The organism is bacterium (assembly GCA_024224155.1).
In the GTDB taxonomy this organism is placed as follows: domain Bacteria; phylum Acidobacteriota; class Thermoanaerobaculia; order Multivoradales; family JAHEKO01; genus CALZIK01.
Map to the genome: position 1 here is coordinate 1 of JAAENP010000348.1, position 20,535 is coordinate 20,535.

19 protein-coding genes are annotated in these 20,535 nt (G+C 63.1%); 13 read left to right on the forward strand and 6 right to left on the reverse strand.

The window, feature by feature from the left end; translation table 11 throughout:
* The first annotated feature begins 492 nt into the window (after positions 1-492).
* A complete protein-coding gene (locus GY769_17410; protein ID MCP4203698.1) occupies positions 493-1,554 on the forward strand; it encodes a class I fructose-bisphosphate aldolase in 1,062 nt (353 codons plus the stop codon).
* A gap of 387 nt (positions 1,555-1,941) precedes the next feature.
* On the opposite strand, the gene GY769_17415 is transcribed toward GY769_17410, so the two are convergent.
* A complete protein-coding gene (locus GY769_17415) occupies positions 1,942-3,198 on the reverse strand; it encodes a patatin (GenBank protein ID MCP4203699.1) in 1,257 nt (418 codons plus the stop codon).
* A 91-nt stretch (positions 3,199-3,289) separates the two neighbouring features.
* On the opposite strand from GY769_17415, the gene GY769_17420 reads away from it, so the two are divergent.
* From GY769_17420 to sucB, 3 genes are read left to right on the forward strand one after another with little or no spacing between them, the layout of a single operon-like run.
* Positions 3,290-4,117 (forward strand): MBL fold metallo-hydrolase, encoded by an 828-nt coding sequence (locus GY769_17420; protein ID MCP4203700.1) that lies wholly within the window; start codon positions 3,290-3,292, stop codon positions 4,115-4,117.
* Positions 4,118-4,126: 9 nt separating this feature from the next.
* Entirely contained in the window at positions 4,127-5,524 is a 1,398-nt protein-coding gene (lpdA, locus tag GY769_17425) for a dihydrolipoyl dehydrogenase (GenBank protein ID MCP4203701.1), read from the forward strand.
* Between the two features lie 24 nt (positions 5,525-5,548).
* Positions 5,549-6,943 (forward strand): 2-oxoglutarate dehydrogenase, E2 component, dihydrolipoamide succinyltransferase, encoded by a 1,395-nt coding sequence (gene sucB / locus GY769_17430; GenBank protein MCP4203702.1) that lies wholly within the window; start codon positions 5,549-5,551, stop codon positions 6,941-6,943.
* Between the two features lie 16 nt (positions 6,944-6,959).
* Here sucB and GY769_17435 read toward each other — a convergent pair whose 3' ends face one another.
* From GY769_17435 to GY769_17445, 3 genes are all read right to left on the reverse strand, one after another.
* On the reverse strand, positions 6,960-8,279 hold the full coding sequence (locus GY769_17435; protein MCP4203703.1) for a hypothetical protein: 1,320 nt from the start codon (positions 8,277-8,279) through the stop codon (positions 6,960-6,962).
* A gap of 39 nt (positions 8,280-8,318) precedes the next feature.
* Positions 8,319-8,852, reverse strand: a complete 534-nt coding sequence (locus GY769_17440; GenBank protein ID MCP4203704.1) for a sigma-70 family RNA polymerase sigma factor — start codon at positions 8,850-8,852, stop codon at positions 8,319-8,321.
* Positions 8,853-8,970: 118 nt separating this feature from the next.
* A complete protein-coding gene (locus tag GY769_17445) occupies positions 8,971-9,237 on the reverse strand; it encodes a hypothetical protein (protein ID MCP4203705.1) in 267 nt (88 codons plus the stop codon).
* A 134-nt stretch (positions 9,238-9,371) separates the two neighbouring features.
* On the opposite strand from GY769_17445, the gene lipB reads away from it, so the two are divergent.
* The 6 genes from lipB to GY769_17475 all read left to right on the forward strand — a co-directional run bounded on the left by lipB (position 9,372) and on the right by GY769_17475 (position 14,701).
* The gene (gene lipB / locus GY769_17450) at positions 9,372-10,085 is read left to right on the forward strand and encodes a lipoyl(octanoyl) transferase LipB (protein ID MCP4203706.1); all 714 of its coding nucleotides are present in this window, start codon (positions 9,372-9,374) and stop codon (positions 10,083-10,085) included.
* Between the two features lie 113 nt (positions 10,086-10,198).
* Positions 10,199-11,140, forward strand: coding sequence for a lipoyl synthase (lipA, locus tag GY769_17455; GenBank protein ID MCP4203707.1), 942 nt, complete (start codon positions 10,199-10,201; stop codon positions 11,138-11,140).
* A gap of 23 nt (positions 11,141-11,163) precedes the next feature.
* Positions 11,164-11,730 carry an alpha-hydroxy-acid oxidizing protein gene (locus GY769_17460; GenBank protein ID MCP4203708.1) on the forward strand — a complete coding sequence of 189 codons (567 nt, stop codon included), beginning with the start codon at positions 11,164-11,166 and terminating at the stop codon, positions 11,728-11,730.
* Positions 11,731-11,938: 208 nt separating this feature from the next.
* Positions 11,939-12,382: a GNAT family N-acetyltransferase gene (locus GY769_17465; protein ID MCP4203709.1), complete on the forward strand. Its 444-nt coding sequence runs from the start codon at positions 11,939-11,941 to the stop codon at positions 12,380-12,382.
* Positions 12,383-12,405: 23 nt separating this feature from the next.
* Positions 12,406-13,761, forward strand: coding sequence for a hypothetical protein (locus tag GY769_17470; GenBank protein MCP4203710.1), 1,356 nt, complete (start codon positions 12,406-12,408; stop codon positions 13,759-13,761).
* On the forward strand, positions 13,712-14,701 hold the full coding sequence (locus GY769_17475; protein MCP4203711.1) for a proline dehydrogenase: 990 nt from the start codon (positions 13,712-13,714) through the stop codon (positions 14,699-14,701). The genes GY769_17470 and GY769_17475 overlap by 50 nt, the downstream gene beginning before the upstream one ends.
* A 14-nt stretch (positions 14,702-14,715) precedes the next feature.
* Here the strand turns inward: GY769_17475 and GY769_17480 are convergent, their stop codons facing one another.
* Together GY769_17480 and GY769_17485 are read right to left on the reverse strand one after the other, a co-directional pair.
* A complete protein-coding gene (locus GY769_17480; protein MCP4203712.1) occupies positions 14,716-16,998 on the reverse strand; it encodes an AAA family ATPase in 2,283 nt (760 codons plus the stop codon).
* Between the two features lie 668 nt (positions 16,999-17,666).
* Positions 17,667-18,821 (reverse strand): hypothetical protein, encoded by a 1,155-nt coding sequence (locus tag GY769_17485; protein ID MCP4203713.1) that lies wholly within the window; start codon positions 18,819-18,821, stop codon positions 17,667-17,669.
* 101 nt (positions 18,822-18,922) lie between these two features.
* Between GY769_17485 and GY769_17490 the strand changes: the two genes are divergently transcribed.
* The 3 genes from GY769_17490 to GY769_17500 all read left to right on the forward strand — a co-directional run bounded on the left by GY769_17490 (position 18,923) and on the right by GY769_17500 (position 20,521).
* Positions 18,923-19,216, forward strand: coding sequence for a PqqD family protein (locus GY769_17490; protein MCP4203714.1), 294 nt, complete (start codon positions 18,923-18,925; stop codon positions 19,214-19,216).
* 152 nt (positions 19,217-19,368) lie between these two features.
* The gene (locus GY769_17495) at positions 19,369-20,067 is read left to right on the forward strand and encodes a Crp/Fnr family transcriptional regulator (GenBank protein MCP4203715.1); all 699 of its coding nucleotides are present in this window, start codon (positions 19,369-19,371) and stop codon (positions 20,065-20,067) included.
* Positions 20,068-20,137: 70 nt separating this feature from the next.
* Complete coding sequence (locus GY769_17500; GenBank protein ID MCP4203716.1) at positions 20,138-20,521, forward strand: YkgJ family cysteine cluster protein; 384 nt, start codon at positions 20,138-20,140, stop codon at positions 20,519-20,521.
* Positions 20,522-20,535: the final 14 nt, after the last annotated feature.

Consider the following 20,535-nt stretch of genomic DNA (forward strand, 5'->3'; position numbering starts at 1 on the left):
CTCTCTCGACCCGGTGGATCCTCGGCTCCGACTCGAACGCTGCGCCCGACAAGAGCTCCGGACGCGCCCAATGCGCGTGGGCGCGTTCGGGGAGAGATCTTCAACTCGTGTCATTCCTCGGCCGTGGCCGATGGCCGAGGAAATCCTCACCCCGCCAGGGGTCCGCTCATACGTCGGAACGACAGGCCCGATCGAAGAGTCTGACTCCGATCTCGTCCCGAACGGAGCGCCGAGGCAAGGCGGTTCGGCAGGGAATTCGCCCAGGGGGCTCGCCGCAAGCGCACGGGAGATCGAGTCGGAGTCCTCCGTCGGTTTGCGCGTAGCCGTCGCCGATGGCGCAGCCGAGGGCCAGACCACCGCAGGCCTCTTCTCCCGAGGCGTCCCCTGGCCAGAGGCTCTGCCGATCGGCGCCGAAGCGCACGATTGATCCGCGGGCCCTCGCACTTCGCTGCGCTCCGGGATATTCTGAGCAGGCGAAAAAGGAGGAAACAAATGTCGAGCATTGACAAGATTCAAGAGCATCTGGGCGCCGAGGCCGGCGACCTGTTGGCACACACTTGCAAGGGGATTCCGAAGGCGAGCCTGCAAATGCCGGGACCCGACCACATTGATCGGGTGTGGACGGGCTCCGACCGCAAGCCCGGTGTCCTGGTCAACCTGCACCGGCTCTTCAACCATGGCCGGCTGGCGAGCAGTGGCTACCTCTCGATCCTGCCCGTGGACCAGGGCATAGAGCATTCAGGGGCCGCGTCCTTTGCGCCCAATCCCGAGTACTTCGACCCCGAGAACATCGTTCGCCTGGCGATCGAAGGTGGCTGCAATGCCGTTGCCTCGACTCTTGGCGTGCTCGGCTCGATGGCGCGCAAGTACGCGCACAAGATCCCGTTTGTGGTCAAGCTGAACCACAACGAGCTGTTGACGTATCCGACCACTTTCCGCCAGATCGAGTTCGCCCAGGTCGAACAGGCCTGGGATCTCGGGGCCGCTGCCGTAGGGGCCACGATCTACTTCGGATCAGAAGACGGCAATGCCGATCTGGTCGAGATCGCCGAGGCCTTCGCTCGCGCCCACGAACTGGGAATGGCGACCATTCTCTGGTGCTACTTGCGCAACTCGGCTTTCAAGAAGGACGGTGTCGACTACCACGCGGCGGCCGACCTCACCGGCCAGGCCAACCACATAGGAGCCACGATCGAGGCCGACATCGTCAAGCAGAAGCTTCCGACCAATAACGGCGGATACCCGGCGATCGGATTCGGCAAGACCCACGACCTCGTATACAGCGATCTGGCGCCGGATCACCCGATCGACTGGGTGCGCTGGCAGGTCGCCAATTGCTACATGGGGCGGGTCGGGCTGATCAACTCCGGCGGTGCCTCGAGCGGGGGGAGCGACCTGGCCGAAGCGGTGCGTACCGCGGTGGTCAACAAGCGTGGTGGCGGAACGGGGCTGATCTCGGGGCGCAAGGCCTTCCAGAAACCGATGTCCGAGGGCGTGGAGCTGCTCAACGCGATTCAGGACGTCTATCTGTGCGAGGACGTCACCGTAGCTTGATTCGGGAAGCCAGATGCCGATCTAGCGCTTTGGCGCCGATCGGCAGCGCATCCGGCCAGGGGACGCCTCGGGCAAGGAGACCTGCGGTGGTCTGGCCCTCGGCTGCGCCATCGGCGACGGCTACGCGCGAACCGACGGAGGCCTCCGATTCGATCTCGCGTGCGCTTGCGGCGAGCCCCCTGGTCGGTCGCCTGCCGAACCGGTTTTTCTCAGCGCTTCGGATTCTTGAAACGGAACCCGACTTCGATCTCTCCAAGAGCCCGCCGGATCGCATGAGCCGAAAGGCTCGAGCGGCGCCAAGGTCGAGATCGGCTCCAGACCGAGTCACGCAAAGGAGCACTCGAATGCCGGCTGTCGAAGCCTCGGAGTCCTGGAGCAGCCGGACGTCTAGGACGCCAGCTTTGGAGTGGATTCGGGGTCGAGCGAAGGTGTGCTTTGGGCAGCCGGAGCGAAGAGCTCCTGGATCTCGCCGAGCCGGGCCTCGGCGTCACGTTGGCCGATGGCCATGAGCTCGCTCAAGTAGTCACTCTGGAACATCAGGAGACTGAGAAAGTCGGGGCTTCGGGTCTCGCGGGTGCCCCAGCCGCGGGTCAAGAAACGAAAGGCGCCCGGGAGCCTGGCTTCGAACTCCGCCGCGAGCTCGCCGAGATCCCGGGACGGTCGCAGTACCAGGGTCTTGATGGGGCGAAAGTCGCCGTACTCTCCTTCGGGAATGTGGTCGAGCATTCGGTTGATCCGCCGGAGGTTCTCGGCGTCTTGATCAATGGCATCCAGAAACGCCGCGTTGAGCATGGTGCCGGCCACCTGGGCCGGGGGCGGGTAGCCGCTGAAGGTGGGTTTGCTGGCTTCGGCGACGCTCTTGCGCTGACGCGTCGCGATCGCGAGGATCTTGCGGGCTCCAAGGTGAATCGCCGGCGCCAGCGGAGCCGCGAGGCGGATTCCGCCGTCACCGAACCAGCTATCTCCGATCTTGACCGCTGGGAACATCAGTGGCAGAGCGGCCGAAGCCATGACGTGGTCCAGGTTGATCTTGGTATTCACACCGAGTCGCAGAGGCCGCTCCCAGGCATGGAAGCTTCGGCCTTGGACCCAGGTCACTGTTTGCCCGGTCGAGTACTTGAGAGTCGAGAGCGCCAGAGCCTCGAGCTTGCCGGCTTCGAGGTTCTGCTCGACGCCGGTGATCCCGCCGTGCTCGGTCGCAAGGGTGCGCTGCAGGAGCTCGCGCAATGGGGACACGTCGAGGACGCTCTGAGGCTCCGGAACCGCACGGGCGCCTCCCGAGAAGAGCGTCACACTCCAGCGCACAATGTTGGATAGGAGCGGGATCGTTCCCACCCGGTAGATGTGGTCGGGATCGAGATTCGCCCACAGGCTCTCGAGACCCTCCGCCGCCTCGCCCAGGGTTCCTTGGTGTGCGGCCAGGTAGACGGCATTGATGGCGCCCGCCGAGACGCCGGTGATGATCGGTAGCTTCGCGTCCGGCATGTGCTGGGCGAGGCACCGAAGAAAACCCACCTGATAGGCCGCGCGAGCACCTCCGCCGGTCAGCACCAGCGCTACTCCGTCGCCGGTCGCGGTCGCGCTGGGGCCTACGCCGCCTGGCGCGGAGCTCTCTTCTCGGCCGGGGCCATTCGGTTCATGCATCGCCGTGGTTTCTATTGTCCCGTCCTCCAAGGTACGGGTCAAACAGTGTGTTCAGTTCAGGTAGACTGCCGGCCCTATGCGCTTGGGGGAGATGCAATTGCATGTCGTCAGCGATGGCGGATTCCGGCTGGACGGCGGCGCCATGTTCGGCGTCGTGCCGCGGGTTCTCTGGGAGCAGAGGTCCCCACCCGACGAGTTGAACCGCATCAGGATGACAACGAACTGTCTGCTGGTCGAATCGCCGGACGGCGTCGTCCTGGTCGACACGGGGATCGGTGACAAGAACGACGCCAAGTTCCGCGACATGTTCGGTATGCGGGAGGCCGATAGCAGGCTCCCGGATGCGATACGGGCGCGTGGGTTCGCGCTCGAGGACATCCGCCATGTTGTCCTCACCCACCTGCATTTCGATCATTGTGGCTGGAATACGCGCTTCTTGGACGGCGAGATCGTGCCGACCTTTCCGAACGCGATCTACTGGGTCGAAGCCGGCGAGCTTGCCCATGCCTGCAATCCCACGCTCAGAGATCGGGCCAGCTACGACGAGCGGAACTGGGAGATTCTGGTCGACGCCGGAGTCATGCGCGAGTTCGAGGGGCGCGCCGAGCCGGTGCCCGGCCTGCGGGCGATCAAAGCGAGCGGTCACAATGCCGATATGTGCGTTGTCCTGATCGAGTCGAAGGGGTCGACAGCAGTGTACTGGGCGGATCTGGTGCCGACGACGCACCACCTCCCGTATCCCTGGATCATGGGCTACGATCTCTACCCGCTCGAGACTCTCGCGAACAAGCAGCTTTGGCTGCCGCGAGCGCACTCGGAAGGCTGGATTTGCTTCTTCGAGCACGACCCCGACGTGGCTTGTGGAAAACTTGTCGAAGAGAAGCCCGGCCGGTTTGTGGCGGAGCCCGTAGCGGTATGAAGGAGGACCATGTCTGATGAAAAGGACCTAGTAGTGCTCGGGAGCGGTCCCGGCGGCTACGTGGCTGCGATCCGGGCAGCCCAGCTGGGCCTGAGCGTGGCGGTCGTCGAGAAAGACCCGAGCTTTGGCGGCACCTGCCTGCATCGCGGATGCATTCCGACCAAGGCGTTACTCCATACGGCGTCGGTTCTGGATCAGGCGCGCGAAGCCGGGAAGTTCGGCGTGGCAGTGAGCAGCGCGGTCCTCGATCTCGACAAGGCGCAAAGCTACAAGCGGGGCGTAGTGGACAAGAACGCGAGCGGCATCGACTATCTGTTCAAGAAGAACAAGATCGAAGGCATTCATGGTTTTGGCCGTCTGGTAGCCCCGACACGAGTCGAGGTGCGCGGGAGTGACGGTGCGATGCGCACTCTCTGGGCTCGGTTCGTGTTGATCGCCACGGGTTCGGTACCGCGTGAGGTACCGATGGCGCCGACCGATGGCATCCGCTTGTTGAATTCGGATCACATCCTCAACGTCGACCGGGTGCCGGCCTCGCTGGCGGTCATCGGCTCGGGAGCGGTGGGCAGCGAGTTCGCCTCGATCTTTCGTTCCTTTGGCTCGGAAGTCACGCTCGTAGAGATGTTGCCCCGGATCTTGCCGCTCGAGGACGAAGAGGTGTCCAAAGAGCTGGCGCGCTCTTTCAAGAAGAGGGGGATCAAGATCAAGACCGATACCAAGCTCGCCGGCACCGAGCCCGGTTCCGGCGGGGTGTCCGTGCTGCTAGACAAGAACGGCAGCACGGAATCGCTGGCCGCCGAGATGCTGCTCGTCGCCATCGGTCGAGCGCCGGTAACCCACGGTATCGGGCTGGAAGGGGCCGCAGTGGCAACGGCGAAGGGCTACGTCGAGGTGAACGAGCACATGCAGTCGAGTGTGCCGCACATCTACGCGATCGGCGACGTCGTGGCGACGCCCTGGCTCGCTCACGTTGCCTCGGCGGAGGGGATCCTGGCGGCCGAGCACATGGCCGGCGAGAAGACCTACCCCCTCAACTACGACCAGGTGCCCTCGGTGACCTACTGTGAGCCCGAGGTGGGGAGCGTGGGCTTGACCGAAGCGGAGGCCCGGGAGCGAGGCTTTGACGTTGCCGTTGGGAAGTTCCCATTCTCGGCCTCGGGCAAAGCTGCGATCGAGGGTAAGACGTCCGGGTTCGTCAAGGTCGTCCGCGAAACCAGGCACGACGAGCTATTGGGCGTGCACATCATCGGCCCCAAGGCGACCGATCTCATTGCCGAAGCCTGCGTGGCGCTCAAGATCGAGTCGACTACCGAGGACTTGTTCCGGACGATTCATGCCCATCCGACGCTGTCGGAAGCGATGGCCGAGGCGGCACACGCCGCGGCCGGGCACGCAATCCATATCTAACGACGATTCGATCAGGAGAACCGTATGGCAACCGAAGTCATCATGCCCCAGATGGGGGAGTCGATCGCCGAAGGGACGATCACCCGCTGGCTGGTCAAGGTAGGCGACAGGGTCGAGCGCGACCAACCGCTGTTCGAAATATCGACGGACAAGGTCGACGCCGAGATCCCCAGCCCCGCCGATGGGGTACTACTCGAGATCAAGTTCGACGAGGGCGCGACGGTGCCCGTCAACGACATCGTGGCACGGCTTGGCGAACCGGGTGAGCTCGGCGAGATGCCTGCTGCTGCGGACCTCGGGGCAAAGGAAGCCGCGCTCCGGGTGCCGCTTCCTGGGACTCCGGAGGAGAGACCCCAGGAGTCGGCGGCGAGCCTTTCGGCCAGCGCCGAATCCGGCGCCGCGCCTGCCGGTGGCGACGCCGAGCGGGTGAGGGCGTTCTCGAGCCCACTCGTTCGCAAGATGGCGGCCGAGGCCCAGGTGGACCTGTCGAGAGTAGAGGGAACCGGGATTCACGGCCGGGTGACGAAACGGGACCTAGAAGGGTATCTCGAAAACGCCGGCTTGCCGGCCGAGGCCGAGGAAGAGCCGTTCGCGGCCAGCGCCGTACCTTCGCCGCCCGCCAGCGCCCCGCCGGCTCAAATCGTCACTCCCATGCGGCGCGACCCCGGCACTTTCTCGGTGGCGCCCTACAGCGAGGGCGACAACGTCGAGATCGCCCCGATGAGCAGGATCCGTCAGATCACTGCGGCGCACATGTCTTACTCGAAAGCGACCTCGGCCCACGTGACGACAGTTTTTCAGATGGACCTCGCCCGAGTGGCCAGAACCCGAGACCGGGCGAAGGCGGGCTTCGCCGCGGCTCACGGAACCAAGCTCACTTATATGCCGTTCATTTTTACCGCGGTGGCGAGCGCGCTCAAGTCCAACCCGAAGCTCAACGCGTCGATCGACGGCACCAACATCGTCTTCAAGAAGGACATCAATCTCGGCATGGCGGTCGCCCTGGACTGGGGGCTCATCGTGCCCGTAATCCGGAATGCGGATCAACTCAATCTCGTGGGGCTGGCCAAAGCTGCGAACGATCTGGCGGCTAGAGCAAGGACAAAGAAGCTGCAGCCGCACGAGGTGCAGAACGGTACCTTCACTGTGACCAACCCCGGCGTCTTCGGCAGCCTGTTCGGCATGCCGATCATCAACCAACCTCAGGTCGCGATCCTCGGTCTTGGCGTGATCGAGAAGAGACCGGTTGTAGACACCGACCGAGAAGGCAACGACATCATCGCGATCAAGCCGATGTCCTACTTCGCGATTACCTACGATCATCGGCTGGTAGACGGCGCCGACGCCGATCACTTCATGAACGACGTCAAGCGAACCTTGGCGGAGGAGACCTGGAGCGAGCTGGACCCGTTTATCTGAGCAGTGACCAGCCGCTCTACCGAGCGGTGAGGTCGGCGGCTCGAAAACGGATCGTGGGATCGCGTTGTACGCGCTGGATGAAAGCCGCGGTCTGCCGAATGAGCTCGCTGCCGGCGACCTGTGTGAGCACAGCCTGCTCGAGAAAGGCGAGTGCCGCGAGCGCTTCCGGGTGCACGGCGAGAGCTTCGAGAATCGGAATGGCCTCTTTCAGCCGCTCCTGCGCTTGTCGAGCCTGGCCCTGTTGCCAGAGCACCTCAGCGAGTTCCAACGAGGCCAGCGCGGCGTCGATCCCGATCTCGAGATCGATGAATGTATTCCGGACTTCGGTAAAAACGCGCTCTGCCTCGTAGAGATCGCTCTTGGCGTAGGCCAGACGGCCCTCCAGCCAGCGGAAGCGCAGTAGACTCAGCCGACCACCCTGCTCGGCGTACAGCCGGCGCAGCTTGATCACGTTGCGGTCGGCTTCGTCCGTCCTGCCGGCATCGATCAGAGCAGCCACGAGGTTGTGGAGCGCGTTAAGTTGGCGTCGCGGGTCCCGCGCCGGGTCTAGCAGCTCTAAGGCTCGGGTCAAGAGTTCGATCTCTCGCTCAGGCTTTCTCTTCTTGCCGAACGCAAAGGCCTTATCGAGCAGCACGCGCCCCACCATGTGAAAGTCGCCGAGTTTGGAGTAGATCGCCTCGAGCTGCGTCAAGATGACGAGAGATTCGTCCGTACGCCGCTTCGCAGTCAAGAGTTTTGCGAGCGAGTTCAGGTATTTGGCCTTTTCGGTCGGCCTCCCAGTACCTTCTTCTAAGTAGGCGCGAGCCGTTCGGAGCGCGCTCTCCGCACCCCCGTAGTCTGACGACACACGCAAAGCGCCGGCATAGGTGCCCCAGGCTTCGGCTCGCGCATCCGCCACCATCGCCAGACCGTATCGACCCGCATCCAGATGGTCGGTGATCTCGCGCGCCAGATTCGCCAGGTGGCAGGCCGTAGCCGCGTCGTCCCAGGTGCTGCGCTCCGAGGCCGCGATCAGGGCTTCGGAGAACGCCAAGGTCTGGAACCGCTCGTCATTGCGAACCCGGAGTTGTTGTTGCTGGGGCGCGAGCTCGAGCAACTCTTCGCAGAGCGATGCAGCCAGCTCCTGCTCGTGTTGCAGCTGGTCGTGGGTCTCGGCAGCACGGGCCCAGGCCCGGTCGAAGGCTGCCTCGTATTCGTCGGGCTCGGGCTTGGGAGCTTGCCGCCCGGTGACCAGAACCTCCCATAGGTGAGAGGTGGTTTCGCCGCATTCCGAACAGCCCGCGACCAGATGGCGCACGATCGATCGGTTCTCCTCGGCCGCCAACTCACCGGTCATGAAAAGCTCTAATCGCTGCGCCGATGGGTGCGGTGACATCTAGGCACGCCTCCGACGAGTCACGAGCAGACTCTTGCTCAGCGCCGCCAGACAGCGCTCGAGCGTCTTGTAGATGCCCGTGCGGCTGTAACCCAGCAGATCGGCCAGCTGGGAGGGCTTGAAATCCGACTGGTAACGGAGCTTGAGCAGGCTGGCGCATTTGTGGGGCAGCTGTTCCAGGCGACTGACTACGTCCCTGAGAAAGACCCGGTGCTCCTGGCAGGGCGCGGTGGGCTCGGCCAGCGCCTCGAGGAGGGCCGAGTCCATGCTGCTGTAGAACCGGCGTCGCCGTTCGCGCCAATAGACCAGACAGCGGTGTTTCAAAGTCCACTGAAGCCAGCCTTCTACGCACGACGCTGCGGGTTTCTTGGTCAAATAGAGCAGGAGAACGTCCTGCAGCAAGTCCTCCGCGTCCTGCGCCGGGATCCGGAAACGCGCCAGGACCTTGCGAGCGTCAACTCGGAAGTCGTCCAGAAACTCGCGGGCTCGGGACTCGGGGAGGTTGGAAACGTCGGAAGATACAGATTCACCCATACCGATGGCCTAGCCCAAAGCTACCACCGGTGGGCGAGGACTGTCTAACCAAGCCGCGGGTCGGTGGTGTCCCAATAGCTACTGGAACACCACCGAAGATCGTCTCCCGACCGCTACGTCAACACGATCCGTCCTCTTCACAGGGGTCGACGCGCGCGCCATCCTGGGCCCAGATCACGCCGAGCTTCTGCAGGAAGTCGAAGAAGCCGTCTCCGAGACTGGAGAGGGCCATGGAGACTCGGCTTCCGAACGACTTTTCCATGTCGGTTCCGGGATCGATCCCTTGCTCGAAAAAGGCCGATGCCGGTGCCGCTGCGAAGGTGAAACAAACCAGCGTCAAGGCGATGACTCCCAGGATGCGGCTGCTTTTGCGGATACTCTTCATTTCGAACTCCCTGTCAGTGCGAATCGCAACCAGCCTCCAATAGCCCGTTTCGTTCGCCTCTACTGATTGAGTTGCCGCTCGGGTGGCGATTCCTGACAAATCCGCCGAAGTTTTTTCAGCGCTACAATGTACGGGTGGACGGGCAAGGGCATTTCAGGCCGTTGCGCTGGGCTTTTCTGGGCCTGGTGAGCTACGCCGAATCGCTTGCGCTTCAGGACCGGATTCGCGCCGCAATTCGGCGAGGCGAACAGCCCGATCACCTCCTCCTGCTCGAGCACCCGCACGTCTACACGATGGGACGCTCGGCGACGCCGGATGACGTACTGCTGGACGAGCCGGGCAGGAGCAGTCTCGGAATCGAGGTCGCCGAGACCGATCGCGGGGGGAAAGTCACCTATCACGGGCCGGGTCAGCTCGTCGGCTACCCGATTGTGGACCTGAATCCGGATCGTCGCGACGTCCGGCGCTATGTTGCCGATCTACAGGCGGTCTTGATCGGTACGCTGGCCCACCTGGGCATTTCGGCCCGAGGGGGCGGCGATTCCGAGACCATCGGAGTTTGGGTCGGAGAAAGGAAGATCGCTTCGATCGGGGTGCACTTGAGTCGCTGGATTACGACCCACGGTTTTGCTCTTAACGTTTCGACCGATCTGTCGCTATTCCAGGGGATCGTTCCGTGCGGCCTGTCGGATGTCGAGATGACCTCTATCCAGGCCGAGATCGGTGAGGCTCCGCCTCCCGAAGAGGTCGGCACGATTTGCGCCGGCGAGTTTGCCCGGGTCTTCGAGCGTTCTCTGGAGGCCGCCCCGGTTTCCGAGGACTTGGCTCAATGGGCCGTCAACGCGTAGCCCATACGGCGGGATCGTGGCCAGATACCGCCCTATGGCGGTAATCAGAGGCCGAGCCCACTCCACCGACGGCGTGAGGCGCGGAATCCCGGCACGATAGACTCGCGAACCTGATGAGCGGACTCGTACAGATCGGCGAATCGCCCGAGCGTCCGGACTCGGCTGTCACTTCCGGGCGCGGTGGCAGACCCTCCTGGCTTCGCATTCGACTCTCGACGCCCGAGAGGTATCACGATGTGCGCAAGCTCGTCGACGGCCTTAAACTCAACACGGTTTGCGAGGAGGCTCGGTGCCCGAACATCTACGAATGTTGGGGTGAGCACGGCACGGCGACGTTCATGATTCTGGGTGATATCTGCACTCGCAGTTGCGGCTTCTGCTCGGTCACGACAGGCCGGCCGAACCCGGGCGTGGATCCGGACGAGCCCACCAACGTCGCCGCGGCCGTAAGCAGCATGGGCTTGCGCCATGCCGTCATTACCTCCGTCGATCGCGATGACTTGGCCGACGGGGGAGCCGGTCATTTCGCCGACGTGATTCGAGCGATTCACGCCAGCGATCCGGGTATCGCTGTGGAGGTCTTGACCCCGGATTTCCGAGGCGTCCCTGAAGCGCTCGATGTCGTTCTGGCAGCGAAGCCGGAGGTCTTCTCTCACAATGTCGAGACCGTACCGAGCATGTATCGGAAGGCCAGACCGGGGAGCAGTTATGAGCGGTCGCTCCAACTTCTCTCAGAGGCAGCCGGCCGAAGGAATCGCGGCGAATACTCGGGTCGGGTGAAGACCGGAATCATGGTCGGAATCGGCGAGGCGCCGGAAGAGGTCGTTCAGACACTGTTCGATATTCACAAGGCCGGCGTCGAGATCCTGACCATTGGGCAGTACATGCAGCCGACCGCCAAGCACCTGCCGGTCCATCGCTGGGTCCATCCTGACGAGTTCGCCTCCTACCGGGCGCGGGCGCTCGAGATCGGGTTCTTGCATTGTGAGTCGGGCCCTCTGGTGCGAAGCAGTTATCACGCCCACGAGCAAGTGTCCGCGGCAGCAAGCGCGTGACCGGTCGCGGTGCTGCCGACTCGATCCTGCTCAATCTGGGCGACTATCGAGAGGCCGCTCGCCGCCGCCTCGAGGAGCCCACCTTCGACTACTACGCGGGTGGCTCCTATGACGAGATCACGTTGCGCGAGAACCACCGCGCCTACGATCGGATTCGCCTGTGCTACCGGGTGCTGCGCGAGGTGTCGAGCCGAGATCTGAGCACAACGGTGCTGGGCTCCGCGATCGATCTGCCGATCTTGGTGGCGCCGACCGCGTTTCAGTCGATGGCCAGCCCGGAGGGCGAAGTGGCGACGGCCAAGGCAGCGGGTCGGTCCGGCACGATCATGATCGTTTCGACCTTGTCCAATCGGCCGATTGAGGAGATCACGGCCGCGGCGACCACGCCGGTTTGGTTCCAGCTCTACATCTACCGTGATCGTGGCGCGACCCGCGCGTTGGTGAAGCGCGCGGAGGAGGCCGGCTGCGAGGCGTTGGTGCTCACCGTCGATGCTCAGCTGTGGGGAGAGCGAGAGCGCGATGCTGGATGGATGGCCAGGCCGGAGTCGAGAGCGTGTTCGCGATCTTGCGACGAGAGCTCGATACTGTGATGGGCCTGTGCGGTGCGAGCCGAGTCACTGAGCTGAGTCGGGGTTTAGTGCGGCGTGGTTGACGAGCCGAGAGTCGTCGCTGACTTCACCTTGCCAGCGCCGTTTTGGGGTCGATACAATCGCGCGGGCGTCGATCCCACATGGGAGCTGATTGTCAGCTCGCGCCCGTTCGGCAATTCCAGACGAAGTGGAGCAGAGACTCTGAGCGATGAGTAAGGTCGAAGTGCGAATCCGCGCGCTGGAGGACACGGACATCGGGGATATCACCGCCCTGGACGAGAAGCTCGGCGGGACCTACCGGCCCGCGGTCTGGGAGCGCCGCCTTGGCTACTACCTCAGGCGTGACCCGGAGAGCTCGACGGTCGCCGAGGCCGACGGCAAGGTCGTGGGTTTCATGCTCGGTGAGGTTCGCTCGGGTGAGTTCGGCTTGGAAGAGCCGACCGGCTGGATCGAGGTGCTGGGTGTCGATCCCGACTATCGCGGAAACGCCATCGGTCGGCGCTTGGCCGAGCGAGTTCTCGCCAAGTTCGGCGCTCTGGGCGCCAAGAGCGTACGTACGCTCGTGGACGATGAAATGGCAGGCATCGGGGATTTCTTTACCGCCCTGGGCTTCGAAGCGGCCACGCTGCGGCCGTTCATCAAGAAGCTCTGAGGCAAGGACACGGAAGAGGCATCATGTCGACGCGACAAGTCGAGTTACCCAAGAAGTACCATCAGGCGATCGTCAAGTGGAGCGAGCGCTACCTTCCCGATTACGATTTCCTGATCGAGAGCTGGGACAAGTACTTTCCGCGCGATCCGGAATTCAAGCTCTGCGCCTATCGCGAGCTAGGCATGTGCAACAAGATCGAGTGCGGAGACCTGGAAGGCCAAGCCAAGTTCGAGCGGGCTGGCAAAATGCATCCCAAGCAGTCGGGCCACGTTTTGGGCGCGATCAGAGCTCAGGCCTCGACCGAATTCGGGTCGATTCAGCAGCATCAACTGACTCTGGCTCGAGCGCAGGAAGAAGAGGAACAGGTCTGGATTCTGCGCATGATGGCCGAGGAACTGCGCCACGGCTACCAGATGATTCATCTGCTCCTAGAGGATGACTGGTCGGGTGCCTCGGACGTGTCCGAGGAGGACATGGTGGAGCAGATTCTCTCGATGCGGACCGGCTCGCACATTCTGGGCGCGTTCAATATCGACTTCGATTCCTTTGTCGACAACGTGACCTTCTGTGCGTTGATCGATCGAGTGGGCAAGTTCCAACTCGCGATGCAGAAGGTGAGCTCCTACCAGCCGATGGCCGAGAGCATGCCGCAGATGTTGCGCGAGGAGGCCTTTCATCTCGCCGCTGGGGTCGTACCTCTCAGGCGCTACATGGAGAAGGCCGCGCGCGGATCGTTCTGCGTCAGCTCCGCGGATATTCAGAAGGCCTTCAACAAATGGTTCCCTCGCGGCTTGGAGATGTTCGGCGACGAGCGCGGCGGCGGCACGAATGTCCGGTTCGGCCTCAAGCCGATGAAGAACGGAGAGGCGCAGGTCGCCTATGTCGAGGAGGTCGCGAAGGTCGTCCGGGACTTGAATGTCAGGTTCGTGCGAGCCCGGCTACCGGAGCTCTCGCCCGGCGACTCCCAGAAGGTGCTGGACAAGGTCCTCGAGAATCGAGGGACCGAGCGGGGCATCGCCTTCGAGGATCTGGTGCATCTACCCGACACGAGGTTCTTCCGCCGTCGCGGAGTCCCCGCATTCGAGCTCGTGGGTCGCGATGGCGAGACTTTCGACGACGTCGATGCATACCTGGGCCATCTGACCCGGCATCTCCCGGACGCCTACAGGGCCGGTCGCGACTTCAAGCACTACGTCGACCTGCTGACCCGGGTCCATTCGGGCGAAACCAGCGTCGTTGACGCCTCACGAGAGATGCCGACGCTGACCCGCGTGGGCGGTGTCTGTCCGTGCTCGAAGTCCGTGCGCTGGGTCAACGGCAACGGCTCCGATGTCGCCGGGCAGGATCCTCAGGACGGCGTACCAGCGTCCACTCTCTGAGGCGCTTCGGCGAGAACGGGCCAAGCAGTTGAGTTTCACCAGCCGGCTGATCGTCGCGACCCTGCCACTGATCCCGAAGTTCCTGGTCGGGTGGGTCGCGAGCCGATATGTTGCCGGGGAGACTCGCGAAGAGGCTCTGGCGGCTGTCAAGGTGCTGAACGAGACCGGTGCCTGCGCGACGTTGGATCTGCTCGGCGAAGAAGTCACGGAGCGTTCCAAGGCCGAGGCCGCCGTGGCCGAGTACATCGGCTTGTTCGAGGACATCGGACGCGACCAGCTCGACGCCAACGTCTCGATCAAGCTGACTCTCCTGGGGTTGAAGATCGACGAGGACTTCTGTCGGGAGAACGTCGCGCGAATCGCTGCCGCGGCAGCCCGGTGGAGCAATTTCGTGCGCATCGATATGGAGGATTCGTCCTGCACCGACGCGACGCTCAGGATTTACCGGGCGGTTCACTCCGAGCACAGCAACCTGGGCGTGGTTCTGCAGTCCTACATGCGCCGAACGCTTGACGACATAGAGCGACTGCCGGCCGTCAAGCCCAACGTGCGGCTGTGCAAGGGGATCTACATCGAGCCCCGGCCTCTTGCCTGGAAGGGCTACGAAACGGTTCGGGCCAACTTCACGGCGGCTCTCGAGAAGTTGCTGCGCAACAACGTCTATGTCGGCATCGCGACCCACGATGAGCATCTCGTTTGTGAAGCCGAGATCCTGATCGACCGCCTCGCATCAACCTCGGAAGACTACGAGTTCCAAATGTTGCTCGGCGTTGACGAAGAGCTCCGGGCCATCCTCCTCGAGCGGGGCCACAAGTTGCGGATCTATGTGCCCTATGGCGCAGATTGGTACCCGTACTCGACGCGGCGGCTGCGGGAGAATCCGGAGGTTGCCAAGCACGTGATCCGCGCGACCCTGGGCCTGGGCCCTTCCAGGCGGTAAGCGCCTTTCCGGACCTATTCCCGCGGCGGGCTCTCGCGGCGCATCGTGACTATTCGATGGCGGCGGTCGCGTTTCGCCCCGCCTTTGGCGGAGCGCTTGCGTACTGTCTTGGCGCTTTCGGCATAGAAACGCTCGATGGCTTCGGCGCCCGAGCGAGCGGCCTTTTCGGCGGAGTGCTCCAGCCAGGGCAGGGCCTCGGCCTCGTTCCCTGATTCGAGCAGGTGGAAGGCCAATTCCTCGCTGACGAAACCGGGGTCCGCGCTGTGGCGCCGGAGTAACGCCCGGGCGGCCTCGCCGTGCATGAAGCCTCTGCGCAGTGGGTTGATGTGGTCGAGGATCGAACTGCGAATCGCTCGGTGGGCGAACTCGAAGAAGCCTCGCCGCGCACCGTGGGCCCACAGGACGATGTCTCTCTCCGGGCCGGCCTGGGCCCACGACTGGGGGAACTGCCGGATGAGCCAGCGCTCGAGGGAAAGCTCGATCGCGGTTTCGACCACTGTCAGGTGTTCGTCGGCCGCTCGGGTGAGGACCTCGACATCGAACTGGTGGCCGAGAATGGCCGCTAGCGAGATGAGTCGTCTCGCGGAGTTCGGCAGCCCTTGGAAACGACGGTTGATCAACTCGCCGATCTCCTCCGGAGGTTCGATGGCGCCTGGATCCGCGCGCAGCGCCCAGTGTCCGGGAGCAAGCTGGATCAAGATCTTCTCGTCCCAGAGCAGGTTGACGAGCTCCGCGATCGCGAGCGGAAGGCCCTGTCCGCTGCGCCAAAGATAGTCGGCAAGCACCGGCGCGCTGGCGAGATCGACCAGCGACTTGGCGATCTCCTCCACCTGCTTCGAATCGAGTCGTGTCAGGGGGATACCGACGCCCGAATCTCCCAGGGCCGCGAGCGACTCGGCGATCTTGTCGCTGTCTCGGCTGGTGGCCAGCACCCAGATCGAGCGGCTCGCGAGGTTTTTGGCCAGGAAGTCGAGGAGTGCCAATGTGGCTTCGTCCGCCCACTGGACGTCTTCGAGCAGGAAGATGATGGGCCTCGTTTCACCCTGCGCAGGCTGGAGCAAGACGTCGATCAGCTCGAGGAAGGAGGCTGCCAGGCGTTCGGTCCTGCCCAGGCCGGGATTGATCTCGATGTCGAGCGTGGTCGCCGTCAGTTTGGGTAGCTCGGGGCAGAGCAGTGCCAGGTCGGCCAGCACCTGCGGTTCGAGCCGGCTGGCGCCTTCGGGCTCGTCGGCCAGCAGATCGACGAACACGGAGCGGATGGCCTCGGCGATCGGCCGGTAAGCGACAAGGGGGGCCGAAGCGTAGGACCGTCCTCTCAGGACCACGGCGTTGCGCATCGAGCTGGCGCTATCGACAAAGGACTTGACTAGCCGGCTCTTCCCGACGCCGCTCTCTCCGGTGACCACGGAGAATTGCCCCTGGCCGTCGATGACACGGCTCCAGGACGCCTGCAGGATGTCGAAATGATCTCCGCGTCCGATCAAGGGGATGATGGGGGGGGTGCTCTCTTCCCGGTCCGTGGTCTCTTCGTCGGCTCCGCTCTGCAGCAGAATTGAGCGGTAAAGATCGGTGGTGTCTTCGACCGGATCCACACCCAGCTCGGTTTGTAGCAGATTGAGAAGCTGCTCGTACTGGGCGAGGGCGCGATTGCGTCGGCCGGCCATCGTGTAGAGGCGCATCAGTTGCTGGTGCGTCTCTTCGGAGAGCGGATCGATGGCCAGTAGACGCTTGGCGTATTGAATGCCGAAGCGGTGTTCGCCGCGAGCGAGATAGGCACGAACCAGCTCTCGGAAAGCCTGAAGTGCCTCTTCCCGAGTCTGTTCCTGGCGAGTCACCAGCCACTCCTCGAACTCCACGCAGCCGCGCAGAAAGAACCCGGCCAACAGATCGCCTTTGTAGAGGCGCACGGCCTCTCGGAGGTGGAGCGGATCCGCCCCAGACTCGGAAAGCCCACGGCGGATGCGGTCCTTGAACTCGACGACGTCGATCCAACACTCGAGATCGGGATTCAGCCGGACCTGGCTCTGGTCGGTGTCGAGAGCCGCAACGTTCTCGTCATCGTTTCCGAGAGCGATCCGAATGTTGTAGAGCGCCTGGCGGAGATTCCGCCGGGAAGCCTCGTCGGTTCGTTCCGGCCAGAACAGTCCGGCCAGGTGATCCCTGTTGAGCGACCGGTCTCGATGCAGGGCGAGGTAGGCGAGCAGCGCTCGGACCTTCTGTGATTCAAACCGCTGAACGGGCCGGTCGGTCAGTTTGGCTTCGAACCCGCCGAGCAGGCGAATCTCGAGGCGTTTCACCGGCTGCTTTCCAGGCGGGGCCAGCGGGAAGAGAGACCGGTTGCAGAGGTAGAAAACACGAGAAGAAACTTGTCAGATTGGGCAATTACTTTAGCACGCACTAGCCGCCTGAACCCTGCCGAGGGCACGGAGGATGAGTGGTCTATTGACGGATGGCTATGCCTCGATGTTGTGCTGACGCCTCCCTGACGCCCGCCGGAGACTCTTTGAGGCCGAGGAACTAGGCATCTGATGCCTGCACGTGCTTCCTGACGTCTTCCTGACGCGGTCGGAAGACACTCACGAACGAGGATGAAGTTTCTTGGGGGAAAGCCTTGAAGGAAAAAGACGACGAAAGCGCAAGGGATCGAGAACGGCGATCGCCATCGAGCTCATACCTGGTCAGAGTTTGGCAGGAGAACGGGGAGGACGCGGAAGTGCGATTCTACCTGCGAGATCTGAAGACCGGACAAGAAAGGTATCTCGGCGACCCCACTCGGATCGGAGAGCTGTTGACACGAGGCCTGGAGCAGGAGAAATCAGGGCAGCCGCGTCAGCGGGACACGGCATAGCCGGCAAGGCGGGCCGATCGGGATGACAGGTATCGCGCACGCGGGGGGAGCGGCTTTTCACTAGAAGGGCGGGGCAACGAGCCCCGCCCTTCGCCTTTTCTTGGCGAACCGCTCGATTCAGTCGAGGCCGCGCTCGAAGATGACGATGCCGACGTCGTCTTCGAGGAGTTCCCAGTCCGTCGAGTTCCGACGTCGGTTGGGGCCGAAGGAGTACAAAAAGGCGATCTCGCGCCGCTTGCTCTTGGAGCACTTGTGCCGGATCCAGTAGGCGGTATTCCAAGGGTCGATGAAGTACCCGGCGCGTGGCTCCGGCAGGCCCTGGTCGACAAGACGAGCGAACCGCCCCTCGGACAGACGATCGAGCTGGCTATACTTCTCGCCCCAGGAGAAGACGCGCTTGTGAGTGCCGCATCTCGAGATCGGCCGGCCGCGCCGCGTGAAGTCCTCGGCCAGCGCCCCGAGCTCAGCCCGAGCGGTCTCAATGCGCTCGGGATCGTTGGCGGTGGCGTACCTCGAATAACCAAAGGAGGCGAAGCCAAGGACAGCAGTGACCGCAAAGACCGCGAGGATCCTCCTGCTGTCGCCGTCCGGCAGGAGCTTGGCCAAACCGACCGGTGGAACTGCGGCGAACAAGAAGCCGAGACCGAGCATGAGCTCGACGATCTCCCCCGAGAACTTCCATGGATACTCCTCATAGATCCAGTAGGTAACGGCGAACGCGGGAATCAGACCGAGTGGCGCAATCGCCGGCCCGAACCTGCGGACCAGCTTCTTGACCGGCGTCGCGAGAGCCAGTAGCGGCAGCACCACCCCGAAGCCCAGGATCGTGGTCTTCAGCGCCAGCTTGCGCAGGCTGGTGTCGAAAACGTTGTGGACGTTGAACTCCTGCTGGAAGTTCTGTTCGAGGAAGTACTCCGGCGGCCGATAGCCCAGGACTCTCTGCCCCCAAGAGATCTCCTCCATCGCGACGACGACGCTGAACAGGGCGAGGCCCAGGGTCAGCCAGGGCATTCCCCCTCCGGCGCGCCGTTGGGCCCTTGCCGCGATCACGAAACCGACCGCGGCGAGGAAGAAAGCCCAGAAGGTCATCCATTCGAGCGTCCCGTCTTCCTGGACCAGGGCATAGTAGAGCCTGGAGTTCGAGCTCTCGATCAGTCCGGCCGCGATCGCGAAGGCAAGGATCAGCAGGTTGGCCAAGATCACCGGTCCCGCGGCCAGCGAGGTGATTCCGAAGGGAGGCGAGGTGTCCATGTCCGAGCGCTTCTTTCTCATAGTCTCTGTTCCAGCGTCGGCGGACCGTTCGATTCGCGAGGCTTTTGTTCGGTCTCCCTCAGCGAGATAGACTCGGTTTCACGTCGCGGGAGTCTAGCGAGTTGGAAGTATCCATTCCAGAGCAGGTCTTGTTTCGGGATCTCGACGGCGAGTCGGTGTTGCTACACCTGGGCTCGGGGCAGTACTTCGGGCTGGATGAGGTCGGGACCCTGATCTGGAACTCCTTGAGCGAGGGCTGCTCGCTGGACGAGATCGAGCGGCGGATCCTCACTGAGTACGATGTTTCGGCGCAAGAGGCGAAGGCCGACGTGCGCCGCCTCGTCGACGAGCTTACTCAGAGTGGTCTCCTCGAGGTCAAGGACTCGCGAAACGCGCTCTCCTCGACGGAGCCGTAGTGTTCGATGCTGTTCGAGTCGGCCGGCGAGAGCCGGCTGTGATCGGCAGCAGCTCCGCGGTGCAGCTTGGTGTACAATTCCAGCTACTTGAGAGGCAGTAGTGCATGGAGCGGGTGCTCCACGACCGGAAGTAGAGGAGGATTTCGAGGTCGATGCCGGCTGTAGAGGATCCAAGTGTTCTGTCGAAGATGCTTTTGTTCGAGGGCCTGAGCCCAGCCGAGCTCAAGCGCCTCAACGAACAGCTGCTCCACAAGAAGGCCTTCCCGGCCGCCACCAACATCATCACCGTCGCCCAGCCCGGTGAAGTCGTGTACTTGCTGCTCGAGGGCTCGGTCAAGATCTATGTGGACCAGCTCGACGGCTCAGAGGTGATTCTCGCCTTTCTGGGTCCCGGCGACACTTTCGGAGAGATGGGGCTCATCGGAAGCTCTGGCCGGTCGGCAAGCGTCTTGACGCTCGAGCCCTGCACCTGCCTGGTAATGAATCGTGCCACCTTCTTGCAGTCGGTACGGTCGATCAATCAGCTGTCGTTCAACCTCGTGCGTTTGCTGAGCAAGCGATTGCGACTTGCCAACGAGCAGATCCAGGCGCTGTCAAGCCTGGATGTCAGGGGACGAGTGGCGCGCCAGCTGCTCGCGTTCGCGCAGCGATACGGAGAGGCGAACCAGGATGTCGAGATCCGGATTCCGTTGCGCCTCACGCAGACCGATCTGGCTTCCCTGGTCGGGGCCTCCAGAGAGCGCGTGAATCAGGTCGTGGTCGAGTTCAAGGAAAAGGACTTCATCGCGGTTGACGCCCAGCACCACATTACGGTGAACGATCTCCAGGCCCTTATCGATTGCTGCCAGTAGGCCGGCTGCATCACCGTCCGATTGCTCGTTTCGCCGCTGGTGGAGGCGAAGGCGAAGGTAGAATCTTCCGATGAGGAAGCGCGAGCGGGTCTTCTACAACTGCGATAAATGCCCGGCCTACTGCTGCACCTACGCGGCGATTCCGGTCAACCGGGTCGACCTCAAGAGACTCGCCAGGTTTTTTGGCATCTCGGAGCGCCGGGCCTTGGAAAAGTTCACCAAGAAGGGCGAGAAGAGAAACGAGCGCGTCATGCGCCACCGCCGGGATGAGCACTTCGGCACCGCCTGCCGCTTTCTGGATCAGGAATCTCGGCAGTGCACGGTCTACGATGCGCGCCCCAAGATCTGCCGCGCCTTCCCCGACAGCAAGCGTTGCGGCTATTACGATTTTCTCTGCTTCGAGCGGCATCACCAGGACGATCCGGAGACAATCGCCACGACCTGGAATTCCTGAGCACTTCCCTCAAT